Source organism: Pseudoxanthomonas suwonensis J47 (genome assembly GCF_000513955.1).
Lineage (GTDB): Bacteria > Pseudomonadota > Gammaproteobacteria > Xanthomonadales > Xanthomonadaceae > Pseudoxanthomonas > Pseudoxanthomonas suwonensis_C.
Genome location: NZ_KI911330.1, coordinates 60,570 through 75,892, shown reverse-complemented (window position 1 = coordinate 75,892; position 15,323 = coordinate 60,570). Strand labels below are relative to the sequence as shown.

The window sequence follows — 15,323 nt, the reverse complement described above, 5'->3', positions numbered from 1 at the left end:
AGGGGAGAGAGGCACACGGCCGACCCGGCAGACTTGCTGGTGTCGAAGCAACAAACTGGGGCCGGCCGTGGCCGAGTTGGATTGTATGTCCCCGCTGGGAGGCTGGGCGGGATATGGCGTAAGCCGCTGGCATCGCGAGCCGCGCGGCGGCCAACGCTGGCTGGTGATCGAGCTTGATCCGCAGGAGGGCGTGCGGCGTTGCTGCAGCGGCTGCGGCCAGCCCGTGGCGGCGATCCACGACCGCACGGTGCGGCGGATCCGCGACCTGCCGGTGTTCGAGGAGTCGGTGGAGCTGCGGGTGCAACGGCTGCGCCTGGCCTGCCCGCGCTGTGGTCCCCGGCTGGAGCAGTTGGACTGGCTGGACCGGCATGCCCGGGTGACCCGGCGTCTGGCCCGCAGCGTGGCGCGCCTGTGCGCGGTCACCTCGGTGCGGCACGCCGCGCAGTGGCATGGCCTGGACTGGAAGACGGCCAAGGCCATCGATTACCGGTACCTGGAGCGCACGCTGGGGCCACCGGACCTGGACGGGGTGCGGTTGCTGGCCATGGACGAGTTCGCGATCCAGAAGGGCCATCGCTACGCCACAGTGGTGGTCGATCCGCAGCGCAAGCGGGTGTTGTGGGTGGGCCGCGGCCGCAGCCGGGCCGAGGTGCGTCCGTTCTTCGAACTGCTGGGTCCGCAGCGCTGCGCGCAGATCCAGGCGGTGGCCATGGACATGAACACCGCCTATGACCTGGAGGTGCGCCAGCACTGTCCCAACGCCGAGGTGGTCTACGACCTGTTTCATGTGGTGGCCAAGTACGGCCGCGAGGTGATCGACCGGGTCCGGGTGGACGAAGCCAACCGGTTGCGTGGCGACACGTCCGCCCGGCGCGTGGTGAAGACCTCGCGCTGGCTGCTGCTGCGCAACCGGGAGAACGTACCGGCGGACAAAGCCGTGCACCTGGACGAACTGCTGGCAGCCAACCGCGCCTTGCTCACCGTCTACCTGCTCAAGGACGACCTCAAACAGTTGTGGCGATATCGCAGCCGCGCCTGGGCGTTACGCGCCTGGAAGCAGTGGAAGCGCCGGGCCCTGCGCAGCGGGCTGGAGCCGCTGAAGATCTTCGTCCGGCGCCTGGAGCCCTACCTGCCCGGCATCCTGGCCCACTGCCGGTGGCCGCTGGGCACCAACCTGGTCGAGGGCATCAACAACAAGATCAAGGTCATCAAGCGCATGGCCTACGGCTTCCGCGATGACGCCTACTTCTTCCTCAAGATCCGGGCGGCCTTCCCCGGAGTTGGGTGAAGAACCAAAAAAATAGGGTCAGGTTCACCCCTGAACCTGACCCCTTGCGCAGCTAGCAAATGTGAGCCCTCACCCACACTTGCTATACCCGCAGTTCAAGCAGGTAGCGCAGCCGTCCATGATCACCAGGGCCTTGGTGTTGCACTTGTGGCACATGGTGGCGCTGGGCGGGAAGCTGGTGCCGTCGCCCGTCACGGCGATGTCTTCCTGGGGGCCGGTGACCTGGACGGCGGCCGGGGTCGGCTCGGCGTTCTTCTTCTGGCGCTCCTCGAACTGGCGGCGCTTCTCGGCGATCAGCGCCTTCTGGTGCGCGCTCAGTTCCGGGTCGTGGATCAGGCCAATGGACTTCATGTGCTCCTCGACCACGGCGCCGATCTCGGCCACCAGCGAGGGCATGTACACGCCGCCGGCCTTGAAGTAGCCGCCGCGCGGGTCGAACACGGCCTTCATCTCCTCCACCAGGAAGGTGACGTCGCCGCCCTTGCGGAACACGGCGGACATGATGCGGGTCAGGCCGACGATCCACTGGAAGTGGTCCATCGACTTGGAATTGATGAACACCTCGAACGGACGGCGCAGCTCGTGCTCGGTGCCGGCGTTGAGGACGATGTCGTTGATGGTCACGTACATGGCGTGCTCGACCATCGGCGACTTGATCTTGTAGGTGCTGCCGATCAGGACGTCCGGGCGCTCGATGCGCTCGTGCATCTGGATGATGTTGTCCTTGGCCTCGGCGGCCGGGCGATCGACGGGAGCAGCCGCGGGCGGCGGCGCAGCCTCGCGCGCCTTGTCCTCCGGGGTGACCACGGCGTATCCCTTGATTTTCTTGTCGATCTTGACGGCCATCTTGCGTGTCCTTTGAGTGTTTCGTGGAAGCGGCGGGGATGCCGCCGCCGTCCCTCCCCTCGCGGGGAGGGACGTAGTGCGTTGGAGTGTTACTTCGCCCGCCTGGTGGCCTTCTTCGCAGCGGCCTTCTTCGCGGGAGCCTTCCTGGCGACGGCCTTCTTCGGCGCAGCCTTCTTTGCCGCGGTCTTCTTCGCGGGCGCCTTCTTCGCGACCGCCTTCTTCACCGCAGCCTTCTTCGCCGGCGCCTTCAGCGCAGCAGCCTTCTTCGCCGGAGCGGCCTTCTTCGCAGCGGCCTTCTTCGGCGCAGCCTTCTTCGCAGCCTTGGCCGTCTTCTTCGCGGCCTTCTTCCTGCCCAGCTTCGAACGCAGCGCGTCGGCCTCGGCGGCGGCCTTGGCCTTGGCCTCGGTCAGCTTCCTGCGGGCCTTGGCCACGGTCCCGGTCACCGCCTTGCGGGCCTTGCCGGTGGTCTTCTTCACCGCCGTGCGCGCGCGCGTGGCGGTTTCCCTGGCCTGGACCACGACCGCGCCGGCGCTTTCCACCGCGCCTTCGGCGGTGGCGACGATCGTCTGGCCGATCTCCACGGCCCGTTCCTTCACTGCATCGGCGGCCTCGGAAATGGTCGCCGTCACACCATTGCCATTGCTCATGGGGAGCCCTCCTGGGGGCACTCTCTTGCCTGGTAATCGGGACTACGTTCCGTTCCGGGCGCCGTACTGCTTCAGGACAGGCCGCGGCGGGCGCCCGGAACAGCGCGCACCACGGCCCCAACCTCAGAACTTGCCGTAATAGCCTTCCTTGAGCGCGTCGAAGAGGTTGGCGGCGGTATGGGTCTCGCCGTCGTACTCGATCTCCTCGTTGCCCTTCACCTCCACCACCGAGCCGTCTTCCAGCTCGAAGCGGTAGGTGGTGTTCTCCAGGTCCTTCTCCTTCACCAGCACCCCCTGGAAGGCGGCCGGGTTGAAGCGGAAGGTGGTGCAGCCCTTCAGGCCCTGCTGGTAGGCGTAGCGGTAGATGTCCTTGAAGTCCTCGTACGGATAGTCCGTGGGGACGTTCGCGGTCTTGGAGATGGAGCTGTCCACCCACTTCTGGGCGGCGGCCTGCACGTCTACGTGCTCCTTCGGCGAGATGTCGTCGGCGGAGATGAAGTACTCCGGCAGCTTCGCTTCCGGGTCCTCGGAGAACGGCATCGCCTTCGGGTTGACCAGGTGGCGGTAGGCCAGCAGCTCGTAGCTGTAGACGTCCACCTTCTCCTTGGACTTCTTGCCTTCGCGGATCACGTTGCGGCTGTAGTGGTGCGCGAACGACGGCTCGATGCCGTTGGAGGCGTTGTTGGCCAGCGACAGCGAGATGGTGCCGGTGGGGGCGATCGAGCTGTGGTGGGTGAAGCGCGCGCCGATCTCGGCCAGCTCGTCGACCAGTTCCGGGGCCACCGAGGCGATGCGCTGCATGTAGCGGCTGTAGCGCGCGTGCAGCACCTTGCCCTCGATCTCCTGGCCCACGCGCCAGCCGTCCTTCGCCATTTCCGGGCGCTGGCGCAGCATCTTCGGGGTCACGGTGAAGCGCTCTTCCATGATCGGGGCCGGGCCCTTCTCCTTGGCCAGCGACAGGCCCACTTCCCAGCCGGCCACCGCCATGTCGCGGGCGACCTGCTCGGTGAATTCCAGGCTTTCCGGCGAGCCGTACTTCATCTTCAGCATGGTCAGGGTGCTGCCCAGGCCGAGGAAGCCCATGCCGTGGCGGCGCTTGCGCAGGATCTCCGCCTGCTGCTGCGGCAGCGGCAGGCCGTTGACCTCGACCACGTTGTCGAGCATGCGGGTGAACACGCGCACGACTTCCTTGTACTCGTCCCAGTCGAACCGCGCCCTGTCGGTGAACGGGTCGCGCACGAAGGTGGTCAGGTTGACCGAGCCCAGCAGGCAGGCGCCGTACGGCGGCAGCGGCTGCTCGCCGCACGGATTGGTGGCGCGGATGGTCTCGCACCACCAGTTGTTGTTCATCTCGTTGACCTTGTCGATCAGGATGAAACCCGGCTCGGCGTAGTCGTAGGTGGAGACCATGATCATGTCCCACAGGTGGCGGGCGCGGATGTGCCCGTACACCTTGCAGGCCACCAGGCCGTCGTCGCGGACGATGTAGTTCTCCTGGGTCGGCCAGTCGCGCCACACCACCTTGCTGGCGTCGGCCAGGTCGATGTCGCCCTCTTCCTTGCGGCTGAGCGGGAACACCAGCGGCCAGTCCTCGTCGTTCTCCACCGCCTGCATGAAGCCGTCGGTGATCAGCAGCGACAGGTTGAACTGGCGCAGGCGGCCGTCCTCCCGCTTGGCGCGGATGAAGTCCTTCACATCCGGGTGCGACACGTCGAAGGTGCCCATCTGCGCGCCACGACGGCCACCGGCCGAGGACACGGTGAAGCACATCTTGTCGTAGATATCCATGAAGGACATCGGGCCGGAGGTGTAGGCGCCGGCGCCGGCGACGAACGCGCCGCGCGGACGCAGGGTCGAGAACTCGTAGCCGATGCCGCAGCCGGCCTTCAGGGTCAGGCCCGCCTCGTGGACCTTCTCCAGGATGCCGTCCATCGAGTCGGTGATGGTGCCCGACACGGTGCAGTTGATCGTGCTGGTGGCCGGCTTGTGTTCCTGCGCGCCGGCGTTGGAGGTGATGCGGCCGGCCGGGATGGCGCCACGGCGCAGCGCCCACAGGAAGCGCTCGTACCAGTAGGACTTCTTCTCCTCGGTCTGCTCGGCATCGGCCAGGGCGCGGGCGACGCGCTGGTAGGTGCCGTCGATGTCCGCATCCAGCGGAACGCCCTGCTTGGTCTTCAGGCGGTACTTCTTGTCCCAGATGTCCTGGGAGGCGGGCTGCAGCGGGATCTGCCCGCCGTTCTTGGTGTTGTCCTGGACCACTTCGAGGCGCACCGTGCTCATGTCTGTCGGGTTCTCCTTGCCACGCCGGATTCCTGGGGGACCGGGGGGCGAAGCGGGGACGGCAAGGCCGGCGGGTCGCGTTCGCACGCGCCGCTCGCCGGGTCAGACGGTGGATTTCCTGCGGGCCCGGAGGCCGCCGCCGACTGCGTTTTCCTGCCTCATCCGCTCGCCACCCCCGGGCGATTGGGGCTTGACGACGCCTGTTCAGGTTTGCTGCACCTGAACACCATCGCTTGGGCCTTGGGTCTGCTGGACCGCTATATCTAGTGGTGCAACAGGGCGCCACGCTACCCCCCAAATTGGGGGGTGTCAACCGCTTGCGCGGGCTTTCGGTGGTTGCTATCGGCCGGGGGTCGGCAGGCCCTGCGAGGAGCGTGCGCAGGCCCTTCGCGCAGGCTACGGCAGGGGGTGTTAAGGGCCTTGCAGCAGCGCTTTCTGGCGCGATGCAGCACATGTGCGGGAGGCCCCTCTCCAAGGGGAGAGGAGCACGCCCACGACCCAGAGGGCCGCGACCCCCGGAAGCGGCCTTCCGCCTTATCCGCGCTACGGCCCCGAGGAGGGGTGAACCACCCTTTCTGGCGGCACTTGCCTGCCCGGCAACAAGTCCCCACCTTCAGCATCGATTGAAGATGTGCTGTCAAACTGAACAGGCACACCAACTCCACGATGCCGAAGCCGATGAAGCGTTCGACCGGGACCCTGCTTGCCCTCACCGCCGCCGCCGCGTTCGGCGGGTTCGCCGCCACCGCGGTGAACGAACTGATGGACAACCGTGCGCAGGCGATGCCGGCCGCACCGGCGCCGGCCGCGGCCGTGCCTGCCATCGCCTCCACCGCGCTGCCGGCGGCGGTCGACGGCCAGCCGCTGCCGTCGCTGGCGCCGATGCTGCGCCGGGTGATGCCGGCGGTGGTCAGCATCCACACCAAGCAGCGGGTGGCGGTGCGCAACCCGTTCTTCGACGACCCGTTCTTCCGCCGCCTGTTCCCGCAGGTGCCGCAGGAGCGCATCAACGAATCGCTCGGCTCGGGCGTGATCATCGACGCGGCGCGCGGCTACGTGCTGACCAACCACCACGTGGTCGAGGGCGCGGACGACGTCTCGGTGACCCTGGCCGACGGGCGCACGCTCAAGGCCGAGTTCCTCGGCTCCGATGCCGATACCGACGTGGCCCTGATCCGGATCCCGGCCGAGAACCTCACCGGCCTGCCGCTGGGCGACAGCGGCCAGCTGCAGGTGGGCGACTACGTGGTGGCGATCGGCAACCCGTTCGGCCTCAGCCAGACGGTGACCTCGGGCATTGTCTCGGCGGTGGGCCGCAGCGGCATCCGCGGGCTGGGCTACCAGAACTTCATCCAGACCGACGCCTCGATCAACCCGGGCAACTCCGGCGGCGCGCTGGTCAACCTGCGCGGCGAGCTGGTCGGCATCAACACCGCCTCGCTCAATCCGCGCGGCAGCATGGCCGGCAACATCGGCCTGGGCCTGGCGATCCCGTCGAACCTGGCCCGCGACGTGGTCCACCAGCTGGTCACCACCGGCGAGGTGCGCCGCGGCACCCTGGGCGTGGACACGCAGGCGCTGGACGCGCGCCTGGTGCGCACGCTGGGCCTGGCCGACGGCCAGCAGGGTGCGCTGGTGACGCGCGTGCACGCCGGTTCCGGCGCGGCCGCGGCCGGGGTGCGTCCGGGCGACGTGGTGGTGGAGGCCGGCGGCCAGCGCATCAGCGACCCGCTGTCGCTGCACAACTTCGAAGGCCTGCAGCAGGTCGGCAGCAAGGTGCCGCTGGTGGTGCTGCGCGACGGCAAGCGCGTGGAACTGCAGGCGACCCTGCGCGAACAGCCGCGCGCGGTGGACGGCAGCGCGGTCGATCCGCGCCTGTCCGGCGCGCGCCTGGCCGAACTGCCGGAAAGCCAGCGCCAGGCGCGGCTGCGCGGCGTGCTGGTCGAAGCGGTGGAGTCCGGCAGCCGTGCCGCGCGCAGCGGCCTGCGGAAGGGCGACCTGATCATCGCCAGCTCGGCCGGCAGCTTCGACGACCTGGCCAGCTTCCGCTCGACCCTGGCCGAACCGCCGCAGCGGTTGGTGCTGCGCATCGTCCGCGGTAACGTGCAGGGCGACCTCGTGATGCAATGACGGTGCGGCGCCCGGCGCCGCAACCGCCATCCCGTAACGGGGCCTACACCCGGCCCGTGGTTCGATGCACCTCTCGCGCCGCCGGGCGCACCCCACACCGCACGCCCAGGAGAATCCGATGACCCCGACCTCCACCGACAACCTGAAGGACAACCTCTCCGAAGCCGGTTCGCACCTGAAGGCCGCCGCCGGAGCCGCGGGCGAAGCCCTGCGCGGGGCGACCGCCGCCGCCGGCGACGAGCTGCGCCTGGGCCGTGCCAACGTCAAGGCCGAACTGGCCGACAGCGGGCTGGCCGGGCTGGCCGCCGCCGAGGCCGGTGGCGAAGCGGCGCGCGAGCAGATGGACGCGCTGATGGACAAGGGCCGCGACCTGATCGACAGCGCCGCCGAACTGATCCGCGAGCGCCCGCTGGCGTCGTTCGGCGTGGCCTTCGCCGCCGGCTGGCTGGTCGCCGCGCTGACCCGCCGCGACCGGTAAGCCTGCCGTGAGCGAGGGGGAGCGCCCCGGCGACGCGGGGCCGACGCCGGCACCCGGCGAGGACGCCGGCGCGCCGCCGCTGGACGAGACCCTGCGCGAACTGGGCGAGGCCGGCAAGGCCTCGCTGCGCGCCACCGCCGATTCGCTGCGTTCGCTGCGCGCACTGCTGTCGGCGGACATCGCCCTGGCCCGCAGCGCGATGGGCCGGGCGCTGGCCTGGACCGCGGTGGCGGTGGTGTTCGGCGCCACCGGCTGGCTGCTGGCCACCGCCGCCGGCGTGGCCCTGCTGCAGGGCATGGGCCTGTCCTGGCTGTCCTCGCTGGCGATCGCCGCGCTGTTCAACCTGGCCATCACCGCCCTGGCCGCGTGGCGCACCGCGCGCTTCTTCGACCACATGGGCCTGCACGCCACCCGCCGGCAGCTGAGCCGGATGGGCCTGTTCGACGAACTGGACGACGAGGACGAGGACGTGCCTGCAACCGCGCCGCCTGGTTCGGCCACGCCGCCCGCGACGGGCACGGAGCCGCGCCCATGAGGTTCGAACTGCTGCGCCAGCGCGTGGAGCGCGCCGAACGCCGGGTGGCCGCGTGCAGCGACCGCGCCGAAGCCAGCCGCAGCACCTTCGCCACGGCCTGGAAGCGCGGCTGGACGCCGCCGCGCATCGTCATCGCCGGGCTGGTCTCCGGCTTCCTGGTCGGCCGCGCCGAACCGCTGTCGCGGGTGGGCGCCGCACGCTGGCTGCAGATGGCCGGCACGATCTCCAGCATGCTCGCCACCCTGCGCGCGGCCGCCGCTTCCGAGGAAGCCGGCGCCGCCGCCGACGAGGCCGCGCAGCAGGCGGCCAGCGTCAACCAGGGCGTGGCAGAAGCCACCGGCCAGGAGCCGGCGGTGGCGCCGGAGAACGCGTTCGATCCGCAGGCCGGCGCCGCGCCGGTGCGCGCGCCCTCGCCGGCCGAAGCGGCGACCGAGCTGTCCGAACGCTGATCCGCGCTCCGTATCTCCCTCCTGCCCCGGCCTGCGCGCCGGCACTGCCCGACGCCGATGTCCGCCACCCCGCTGCCGTCCGCCCCCGAACCTTCGCCCGACCCGCTCCCCCCGGAGCCGGTACCGGTCCCGATCGACGCGCACCTGCCGCATCCGCGGCCGCGCGCGCCGACCGCGGTGGTGGTGCTGGCGGTGCTGGCGGTCGGCTTCACCCTGTGGGCGGCCCAGGAAGTGATCCTGCCGGTGCTGCTGGCGATGTTCTTCGCCCTGATCGGCAATCCGCTGATCCGGCTGCTGCGCAGGCTGTACGTGCCGCGCTTCCTCGCCGCGCTGCTGGTGCTGTGCGCGGGCCTGGCCGGCACCGCCACCCTGGCGCTGCAACTGGTCGAACCGGCCTCCGCCTGGGCCGAGCAGGCCCCGCGCGAGGCGCGCCGGCTCGGCCGCCAGTTGCAGGACCTCACCAGGCCGATGCACGAGGCCAACCGCATCGCCGAGGACATGGCGCGCGCGGCGGCCGGCGAATCCAACCGCAAGGTGCAGGTGGTGCGCACCCGCGTCGACGATCCCTACGCGGTGCTGACCCGCACCCCGCGCCTGGCGGCGGCGGTGCTGGCGGTGGTGCTGCTGACGTTCTTCTTCATGGTCTACGGCGAGAACCTGCAGCGCAACGCGATCGCGTTGCTGCCGGGCAGGCAGCAGAAGAAGTTCACCGTGGAGATCCTGCAGTCGATGGAGCGCGAGGTCTCGCGCTACGTGCTGACCATCAGCGTGATCAACCTGGTGATGGGCCTGCTGTTCGCCGCCGTGCTGGTGATGGCGTTCAAGTTCCCGCTGCAGGAAGCGCTGCTGTGGGGCACGGCGGTGATGCTGCTCAACTACGCCCCGTACGTGGGCCCGCTGATCGGCATCTGCCTGATGCTGCTGGTGGGCTTCATCCGCTTCGACGACACGCTGCAGTCGCTGGCCCCGGCGGCGATCTACCTGGGCATGCACACGCTGGAAGGCCAGCTGATCACGCCGATCATCCTCGGCCGCAGCATGGCGCTGTCGCCGCTGGTGCTGATCCTGGCGCTGATGCTGTTCGGCTGGCTGTGGGGCCTGGTCGGCCTGCTGCTGGCGGTGCCGCTGCTGGTGTGCGTGAAGCTGGTGCTGGCCCAGGTGGAGGGCATGCAGGGGTGGGCGAAGCTGCTCGAGTAGCGGGGCTACGCACATCGCGGATGTGGCTTCGCCTCATTCGCGCGACCACGCTGTTGTCTTTGCGGTTGCGGTTGCGGTTGCCGCTGCCCTTGCTTTTCCCCGCCGATTGAGCGAGCCGAGCATCGCAAGCGACGGCGGGGGCGAAGAGGCCCACTGTCTGAGCGAAGCGAGTTGTGGGCCGTCCCCCGCCGTCGCGAGAAGCGCAGGGGACCGGCGGGCACAGCCCGCCGGCTCGCGAACGGTGTGCTTTCTTTTGGTTACTTTTCTTTGCACAAGCAAAGAAAAGTGACTCGCCGTAGCCGCGCAGCGGCGGGCGAAAGCTTTTGCTCTTGGGCCTCCGCAGGAGGCTTGCTCTGGCTTTGGTCGCCCAGGCGGCCCAATCCCCGGGTGCGCTTCGCTTACCCGGGCTACGAACATCTCTCCGGGAGCGCGGCGGGGCTATCAACGGCGCTGGTACACCGGCCCTCTCCCCAACCCCTCTCCCGGGGGGAGAGGGGCTAAAGGTCGCGTAGCCCGGATAAGGCGAAGCCGCATCCGGGGTTGGTCGTCTGCCACGCGTTGTTGCCCGGGTGCGCTGCGCTTACCCGGGCTACATCTGTCCGGGAGAGAGGGCGGGATCATCGAGGGCGCTGGCATACCTACCCTCTCCCCCAACCCCTCTCCCGGGGGGAGAGGGGCTCAGGGGCGGCCGGAAGGCATCGTTCCGTGGGGGCCGGGTCCATGCCACCGGCGGGGGGCCTACAATGGCGGGCGTGAGCTTCACCGTCCGCGCCATCACCCTCGACCTCGACGACACCCTGTGGCCGTTCGCGCCGATCGGCGCGCGGATCGACCAGGTGCTGTACGAGTGGATGCTCGAACACAGCCCCCGTACCGCCGCCATGTACCCGGTGGAGGCGATGAAGGTGCTGCGCGAGCGCTCGTTCCGCGACAACCCGCACCTGCACCACGACCTGTCTGCCCTGCGCCGGCTGACCCTGCGCGAGGCGCTGGAAACCTCCGGCGCTTCGCTGGACCTGCTGGAGCCGGCCTACGAGGCGTTCTACGCCGCCCGCAACCAGGTCGAGTTCTACCCCGACGCGCTGGACGCCCTCGCCCGCATCGCCGCGCGCGTGCCGATCGCCGCGCTGAGCAATGGCAACGCCGACCTGCAGCGGATCGGGGTGATGCACCTGTTCGCCTTCCAGCTCGGCTCGCGCGAGCACGGCGCGGCCAAGCCGGCGCCCAGCATCTTCCACGCCGCCTGCGCGCGGCTGGGCTGCGGCCATGGCGAGGTCCTGCACGTGGGCGACCACATCGAGATGGACGTCGCCGGCGCCGCCCGCGCGGGCCTGCGCAGCTGCTGGATCAACCGCGAGGACCGGGCCTGGGAGCACGAGGAAATCGTGCCGGACCTGCAGTTCACCAACCTCACCGCCCTGGCCGACTGGCTGGAGGCGCATCTTTCCCCCTGCACGGACGCACGCGTCCGGGAACACGCCACATGACCTCCACCTGCTTCGCCGACACCTCCGCCGCGGCCCTGCCGCTCCATTTCCTCGACCGCGACGGCTACGGCGCGTGGCGCGCGGCGCAGCCGCAGGCCGTGGCGGCGTGGCTGGACGCGCAGGACTTCCAGCCGTCGCCGGGCTGCGTCGCCCTGCTGCCGGGCGAAGGCGGCATCCGCGGGGCTATCGTCGGGGTCGGCGACCGCCTCGATCCGTGCAGCTACGCGCACGCCCCGACCGCGCTGCCTTGCGGCGCCTGGGTCCCGGCCACCGGGCTGCCGGCCGCCGAGCTGGCCGCGCTGCAGCTGGGCTGGGGCCTGGGCAGCTACCGCTTCGACCGCTACAAGAGTGGCGCGCGCGCGCCGGCGCGGCTGCGCCTGGCGCAGCTGGACGACGAGGCGATGGACGTGCTCGAAGCCACCGCGCGCGTGCGCGACTGGGTCAACACCCCGACCCAGGACATGGGCCCGGACCAGCTGGAAGCCATCGCCCGCGAACTGGCCGCCGAGCACGGCGCGCAGGTCGAGGTGGTGGCCGGCGACGAACTGCTGGCGCAGAACTTCCCGGCGATCCACGCGGTCGGCCGCGCCTCGCACCGCGCCCCGCGCCTGATCGAGCTGCGCTGGAACAACGGCGCCGCCGACAGCGACGCGCATCCGCACCTGGCCCTGGTCGGCAAGGGCGTGTGCTTCGACACCGGCGGCCTGGACCTCAAGCCGGCCGACGGCATGCGCAACATGAAGAAGGACATGGGCGGCGCCGCGCATGCGCTGGCCCTGGCCGGGCTGGTGATGGCGCGCAAGCTGCCGGTGCGCCTGACCCTGGTGGTGCCGGCGGTGGAGAACGCGGTCGGTCCCGACGCCTTCCGCCCGGGCGAGGTGATCGCCACCCGCGCCGGCGTCAGCGTCGAGATCGACAACACCGACGCCGAGGGCCGGGTGATCCTGTGCGACGCGCTCACCTACGCCGGCGAGCGCAAGCCCGACCTGATCGTCGACTTCGCCACCCTCACCGGCGCGGCGCGCATCGCCCTGGGCCCGGACCTGCCGGCGCTGTTCGCCAACGACGACGCACTGGCCAACGGCTGGCTGGCGGCCGGCCAGGACACCCGGGACCCGGTCTGGCGCATGCCGCTGTGGCGCCCGTACCTGCGCTACCTGACCAGCAACATCGCCGACCTCGCCAACGCCGGTTCGCGCATGGCCGGCGCGGTCACCGCCGCGCTGTACCTGGAGCGCTTCGTCCCGGCCGGCACGCCGTGGGCGCACCTGGACACCTACGCCTGGAACGACAACAGCCGCCCGGGCCGTCCCGCCGGCGGCGAGGCGCTTGGCCTGCGTTCGGCCTGGGCCATGCTGAAGGCGCGCTACGCCGGCTGAGGCCGGCGGCGCGGGAACCGGTCAGGCCGCGCGGATGGCGGCCGTGGCCTCGGTCTCGATGCGGTCGCGGCCGCCGCGCTTGGCCCGGTAGAGGGCCTTGTCGGCGCGCTGCAGCAGGGTCTCGGCGGTGTCCTCGCCGTGGTGGTAGGTGGCCACGCCGATCGAGCAGGTGACCGCCGGCAGCAGCGTGCCCAGGTACTCCACCCGCAGCGCGCGCACCGCCTCGGCCAGCTCGCCGGCGCGGCGCGCGGCCTGCTCCAGGTTGGCTTCCGGCAGGATCAGGGTGAACTCCTCGCCGCCGTAACGGCAGGCGATGTCCTCGCCGCGCGTGCGCTGGCGCAGCAGCGGCCCCAGCGCGGCCAGCAGCGCGTCGCCGCCGGGGTGACCGTGCAGGTCGTTGAACAGCTTGAAATGGTCCAGGTCCAGCATCATCAGGCTCAGCGGCAGCCCGCGGCGCTCGCTGCGCGCCAGTTCGCGCGCCAGCGATTCCTCCAGGTAGCGGCGGTTGAACAGCCCGGTAAGCGGATCGCGGATCGACTGCAGGCGCAGGCGGTCCTGCAGCGACAGGTTGTGCAGGGCCATCGACAGCTGCTCGGCCGCCGCCTGCACCAGCTCCATCTCCGACAGGAAGTCGGGCGTGGGCGCCGACAGGTAGATGAAGCCCAGCTGCGCGCCCTGCGCCAGCAGAGGGATGCACGCGCTGTTGTATTCGGCGTCGATCGCCGGCGGCTGCACGTGGCTGCAGCGCAGGGTCTCGCCATGCGAGCGCAGCACATGGACCTGGCCGCGGCGCAGCGCCCAGCAGTTCTCCGGCGGCAGGATCGCCACGCTGGCGGCGGTGTGCTCGCCCCAGTGGGTCACTTCCTCGGCATAGCCCTGCGCGGGATTGACCCGGTACAGGGTGCCGCCGGTGCCCGGCAGCAGGCGCGACAGCAGCTGGCTGGTCAGCGCCACCGCTTCCTCCGGGCGCATGCAGTTCTGCAGCAGGCCGCCGAAGCGGTTCAGTTCCGACAGGTCGGCGCTGTGCCGTTCCAGGCGCGCGACCGAATCGCGCAGGCGCGCGTTGGCCTCGGTGCCGATGCGCTCGGCGTCGCCGCGGCGGCGGATCTCGCGCAGCAGCAGCCAGTACACCCAGGCGACCACGGCGATGCCCAGCGGGATGCCGAGCACGGCCAGCGCGCGCAGCATGTCGGCGCTGGCCCGGCTGGCCTGGCCGCGCTGCTCGAGCAGGCGGCGTTCCTCCTCGACCAGCAGGCGGACCTGCTCGCCGACGGCGGAGGAGGTGCGGCGGTTCGCCGGGTCGTGGTGATCCTTCACCGCGGCGATGCCACCGGCGGCGTAGTCGGCCTGGACCCGGTCCATCTGCTCGAGCCGGCGCCGGGCCAGGGTCTCGATCTCCCGCGCGCGTGCGGCCTGGCCGGGGTTGTCCTCGACCAGGTGGGCCAGGTTCGCCAGCAGTGGGCCGAGCTGCTCGCGGCTGGACTGGTACTGGGCCAGGTATTCGACCGCGTCGCCGAGCAGGTAGCCGCGGTGCGCGGCCTCGGCGTCGCGCAGGCGCGCCTCCACCGCCCCGGCGCTGGCCAGGACCTCGCCGCTGTGGCTGACCGCGTTGGACGCGTCGATGAAACGGTGGGCGCCGAGCAGCACCCCGACGCCGACGGCGGCGAAGATCAGCGCGGCGGCGGGAAGGCCCAGGCCGCTGGCCAGGCGGAAGCGGAAAGCCACTACGGCTGGCCCCGGTGCTGGAGGTGGGAGGTGGCCGCGCAGGCACGGGCCGGGCGGGCCACGGGTGCCCGGCCGCTGCACCGGCCCCGGGTCACGGTGGTCAGGGCGCGGGGCATCGACGGCGGTACGGCGTGGACATGGGGAAACGTTAGCAGATGCCGCCGCGGCCGGAACTGGCCGAAAGTGGGGTGGGGATTCCGGTTTGCCCTGCCCCGGGCCGCCCCCGGTCCGCCTGGCGGACCGGCCTAGAGCAGCCCGCGCTGGCGGGCGATGCGCGCCGCCTCGATCCGGTTGGCCGCGCCGAGCTTGCCGATCGCCTCGGACAGGTAGTTGCGCACCGTGCCCTGCGACAGGCCCAGCTGCGCGGCGATCTCGGCCGAGGAGCGGCCCTCGCCGGCCAGGCGCAGGACCTGGCGCTCGCGGTCGTTGAGCGGGTCGGCCTCGCCCCAGGCCTCCACCGCCAGCTCCGGGTCGATCGCCCGGCCGCCGTGGCGGACCTTGCGCAGGGCCTCGGCCAGCTGTTCGGCCGGGGCGTCCTTGAGCAGGTAGCCGCACACGCCGGCCTCCAGCGCGCGGCGCAGGAAGCCGGCGCGGGCGAAGGTGGTGACGATCACCACCTTCACCGGCAGTTCGTGGCGCTGGATGCGCTGGGCCAGCTCCAGCCCGGTGAGGCCGGGCATCTCGATGTCGGTGACCAGCGCGTCCGGGCGCAGCCGCTGCACCTCGCGCCAGGCGCTCTCGCCGTCGGGCACCGCGCCGACCACCTCGATGTCGCTTTCCATGGCCAGCAGCGCGGCCAGCGCGCCGCGCACCATCGCCTGGTCTTCGGCGAGGAGGACGCGGATCATCGGGCGGGCTTCGTCGGGCGCATGGCCAGACGTT

At 70.9% G+C, this 15,323-nt stretch carries 13 protein-coding genes; 8 read left to right on the top strand and 5 right to left on the bottom strand.

The window, feature by feature from the left end:
* Positions 1–67 precede the first annotated feature (67 nt).
* A complete protein-coding gene (locus tag M503_RS0113450; protein WP_155952008.1) occupies positions 68–1,288 on the top strand; it encodes an ISL3 family transposase in 1,221 nt (406 codons plus the stop codon).
* Positions 1,289–1,357: 69 nt separating this feature from the next.
* Here M503_RS0113450 and M503_RS0113445 read toward each other — a convergent pair whose 3' ends face one another.
* The 3 genes from M503_RS0113445 to M503_RS0113435 form a co-directional block, all read right to left on the bottom strand.
* Positions 1,358–2,134, bottom strand: coding sequence for an NrdJb (locus M503_RS0113445; protein ID WP_028916719.1), 777 nt, complete (start codon positions 2,132–2,134; stop codon positions 1,358–1,360).
* Positions 2,135–2,223: 89 nt separating this feature from the next.
* Positions 2,224–2,781 carry a hypothetical protein gene (locus M503_RS16550; protein WP_037061470.1) on the bottom strand — a complete coding sequence of 186 codons (558 nt, stop codon included), beginning with the start codon at positions 2,779–2,781 and terminating at the stop codon, positions 2,224–2,226.
* A 123-nt stretch (positions 2,782–2,904) separates the two neighbouring features.
* Entirely contained in the window at positions 2,905–5,061 is a 2,157-nt protein-coding gene (locus M503_RS0113435) for an adenosylcobalamin-dependent ribonucleoside-diphosphate reductase (protein ID WP_037061463.1), read from the bottom strand.
* A 678-nt stretch (positions 5,062–5,739) separates the two neighbouring features.
* On the opposite strand from M503_RS0113435, the gene M503_RS0113430 reads away from it, so the two are divergent.
* The 7 genes from M503_RS0113430 to M503_RS0113400 all read left to right on the top strand — a co-directional run bounded on the left by M503_RS0113430 (position 5,740) and on the right by M503_RS0113400 (position 12,716).
* Complete coding sequence (locus tag M503_RS0113430) at positions 5,740–7,191, top strand: Do family serine endopeptidase (protein WP_028919816.1); 1,452 nt, start codon at positions 5,740–5,742, stop codon at positions 7,189–7,191.
* A gap of 118 nt (positions 7,192–7,309) precedes the next feature.
* The gene (locus tag M503_RS0113425; protein ID WP_024870081.1) at positions 7,310–7,669 is read left to right on the top strand and encodes a hypothetical protein; all 360 of its coding nucleotides are present in this window, start codon (positions 7,310–7,312) and stop codon (positions 7,667–7,669) included.
* A gap of 7 nt (positions 7,670–7,676) precedes the next feature.
* A complete protein-coding gene (locus M503_RS0113420; RefSeq protein WP_028919815.1) occupies positions 7,677–8,204 on the top strand; it encodes a phage holin family protein in 528 nt (175 codons plus the stop codon).
* Positions 8,201–8,653, top strand: a complete 453-nt coding sequence (locus M503_RS0113415; protein WP_028919814.1) for a hypothetical protein — start codon at positions 8,201–8,203, stop codon at positions 8,651–8,653. The genes M503_RS0113420 and M503_RS0113415 overlap by 4 nt, the downstream gene beginning before the upstream one ends.
* Before the next feature lie 57 nt (positions 8,654–8,710).
* Positions 8,711–9,850 carry an AI-2E family transporter gene (locus tag M503_RS0113410; protein ID WP_051414626.1) on the top strand — a complete coding sequence of 380 codons (1,140 nt, stop codon included), beginning with the start codon at positions 8,711–8,713 and terminating at the stop codon, positions 9,848–9,850.
* 752 nt (positions 9,851–10,602) lie between these two features.
* Entirely contained in the window at positions 10,603–11,337 is a 735-nt protein-coding gene (locus M503_RS16545) for an HAD family hydrolase (protein WP_051414630.1), read from the top strand.
* Positions 11,334–12,716: a leucyl aminopeptidase family protein gene (locus M503_RS0113400; RefSeq protein WP_028919812.1), complete on the top strand. Its 1,383-nt coding sequence runs from the start codon at positions 11,334–11,336 to the stop codon at positions 12,714–12,716. The genes M503_RS16545 and M503_RS0113400 overlap by 4 nt, the downstream gene beginning before the upstream one ends.
* A gap of 21 nt (positions 12,717–12,737) precedes the next feature.
* On the opposite strand, the gene M503_RS0113395 is transcribed toward M503_RS0113400, so the two are convergent.
* Both M503_RS0113395 and M503_RS0113390 read right to left on the bottom strand, forming a co-directional pair.
* Entirely contained in the window at positions 12,738–14,441 is a 1,704-nt protein-coding gene (locus M503_RS0113395; protein WP_028919811.1) for a sensor domain-containing diguanylate cyclase, read from the bottom strand.
* A 245-nt stretch (positions 14,442–14,686) separates the two neighbouring features.
* A complete protein-coding gene (locus M503_RS0113390) occupies positions 14,687–15,289 on the bottom strand; it encodes a response regulator transcription factor (RefSeq protein ID WP_028919810.1) in 603 nt (200 codons plus the stop codon).
* Between the last annotated feature and the right edge of the window lie 34 nt (positions 15,290–15,323).

Excerpts from the sequence above, each read along its gene's own strand:
- M503_RS0113445 (WP_028916719.1), bottom strand. The coding sequence starts at position 2,134 with ATGGCCGTCAAGATCGACAAGAAAATCAAGGGATACGCCGTGGTCACC.
- M503_RS16550 (WP_037061470.1), bottom strand. The coding sequence starts at position 2,781 with ATGAGCAATGGCAATGGTGTGACGGCGACCATTTCCGAGGCCGCCGAT.
- M503_RS0113435 (WP_037061463.1), bottom strand. The coding sequence starts at position 5,061 with ATGAGCACGGTGCGCCTCGAAGTGGTCCAGGACAACACCAAGAACGGC.
- M503_RS0113430 (WP_028919816.1), top strand. The coding sequence starts at position 5,740 with ATGAAGCGTTCGACCGGGACCCTGCTTGCCCTCACCGCCGCCGCCGCG.
- M503_RS0113425 (WP_024870081.1), top strand. The coding sequence starts at position 7,310 with ATGACCCCGACCTCCACCGACAACCTGAAGGACAACCTCTCCGAAGCC.
- M503_RS0113415 (WP_028919814.1), top strand. The coding sequence starts at position 8,201 with ATGAGGTTCGAACTGCTGCGCCAGCGCGTGGAGCGCGCCGAACGCCGG.
- M503_RS0113410 (WP_051414626.1), top strand. The coding sequence starts at position 8,711 with ATGTCCGCCACCCCGCTGCCGTCCGCCCCCGAACCTTCGCCCGACCCG.
- M503_RS0113400 (WP_028919812.1), top strand. The coding sequence starts at position 11,334 with ATGACCTCCACCTGCTTCGCCGACACCTCCGCCGCGGCCCTGCCGCTC.
- M503_RS0113390 (WP_028919810.1), bottom strand. The coding sequence starts at position 15,289 with ATGATCCGCGTCCTCCTCGCCGAAGACCAGGCGATGGTGCGCGGCGCG.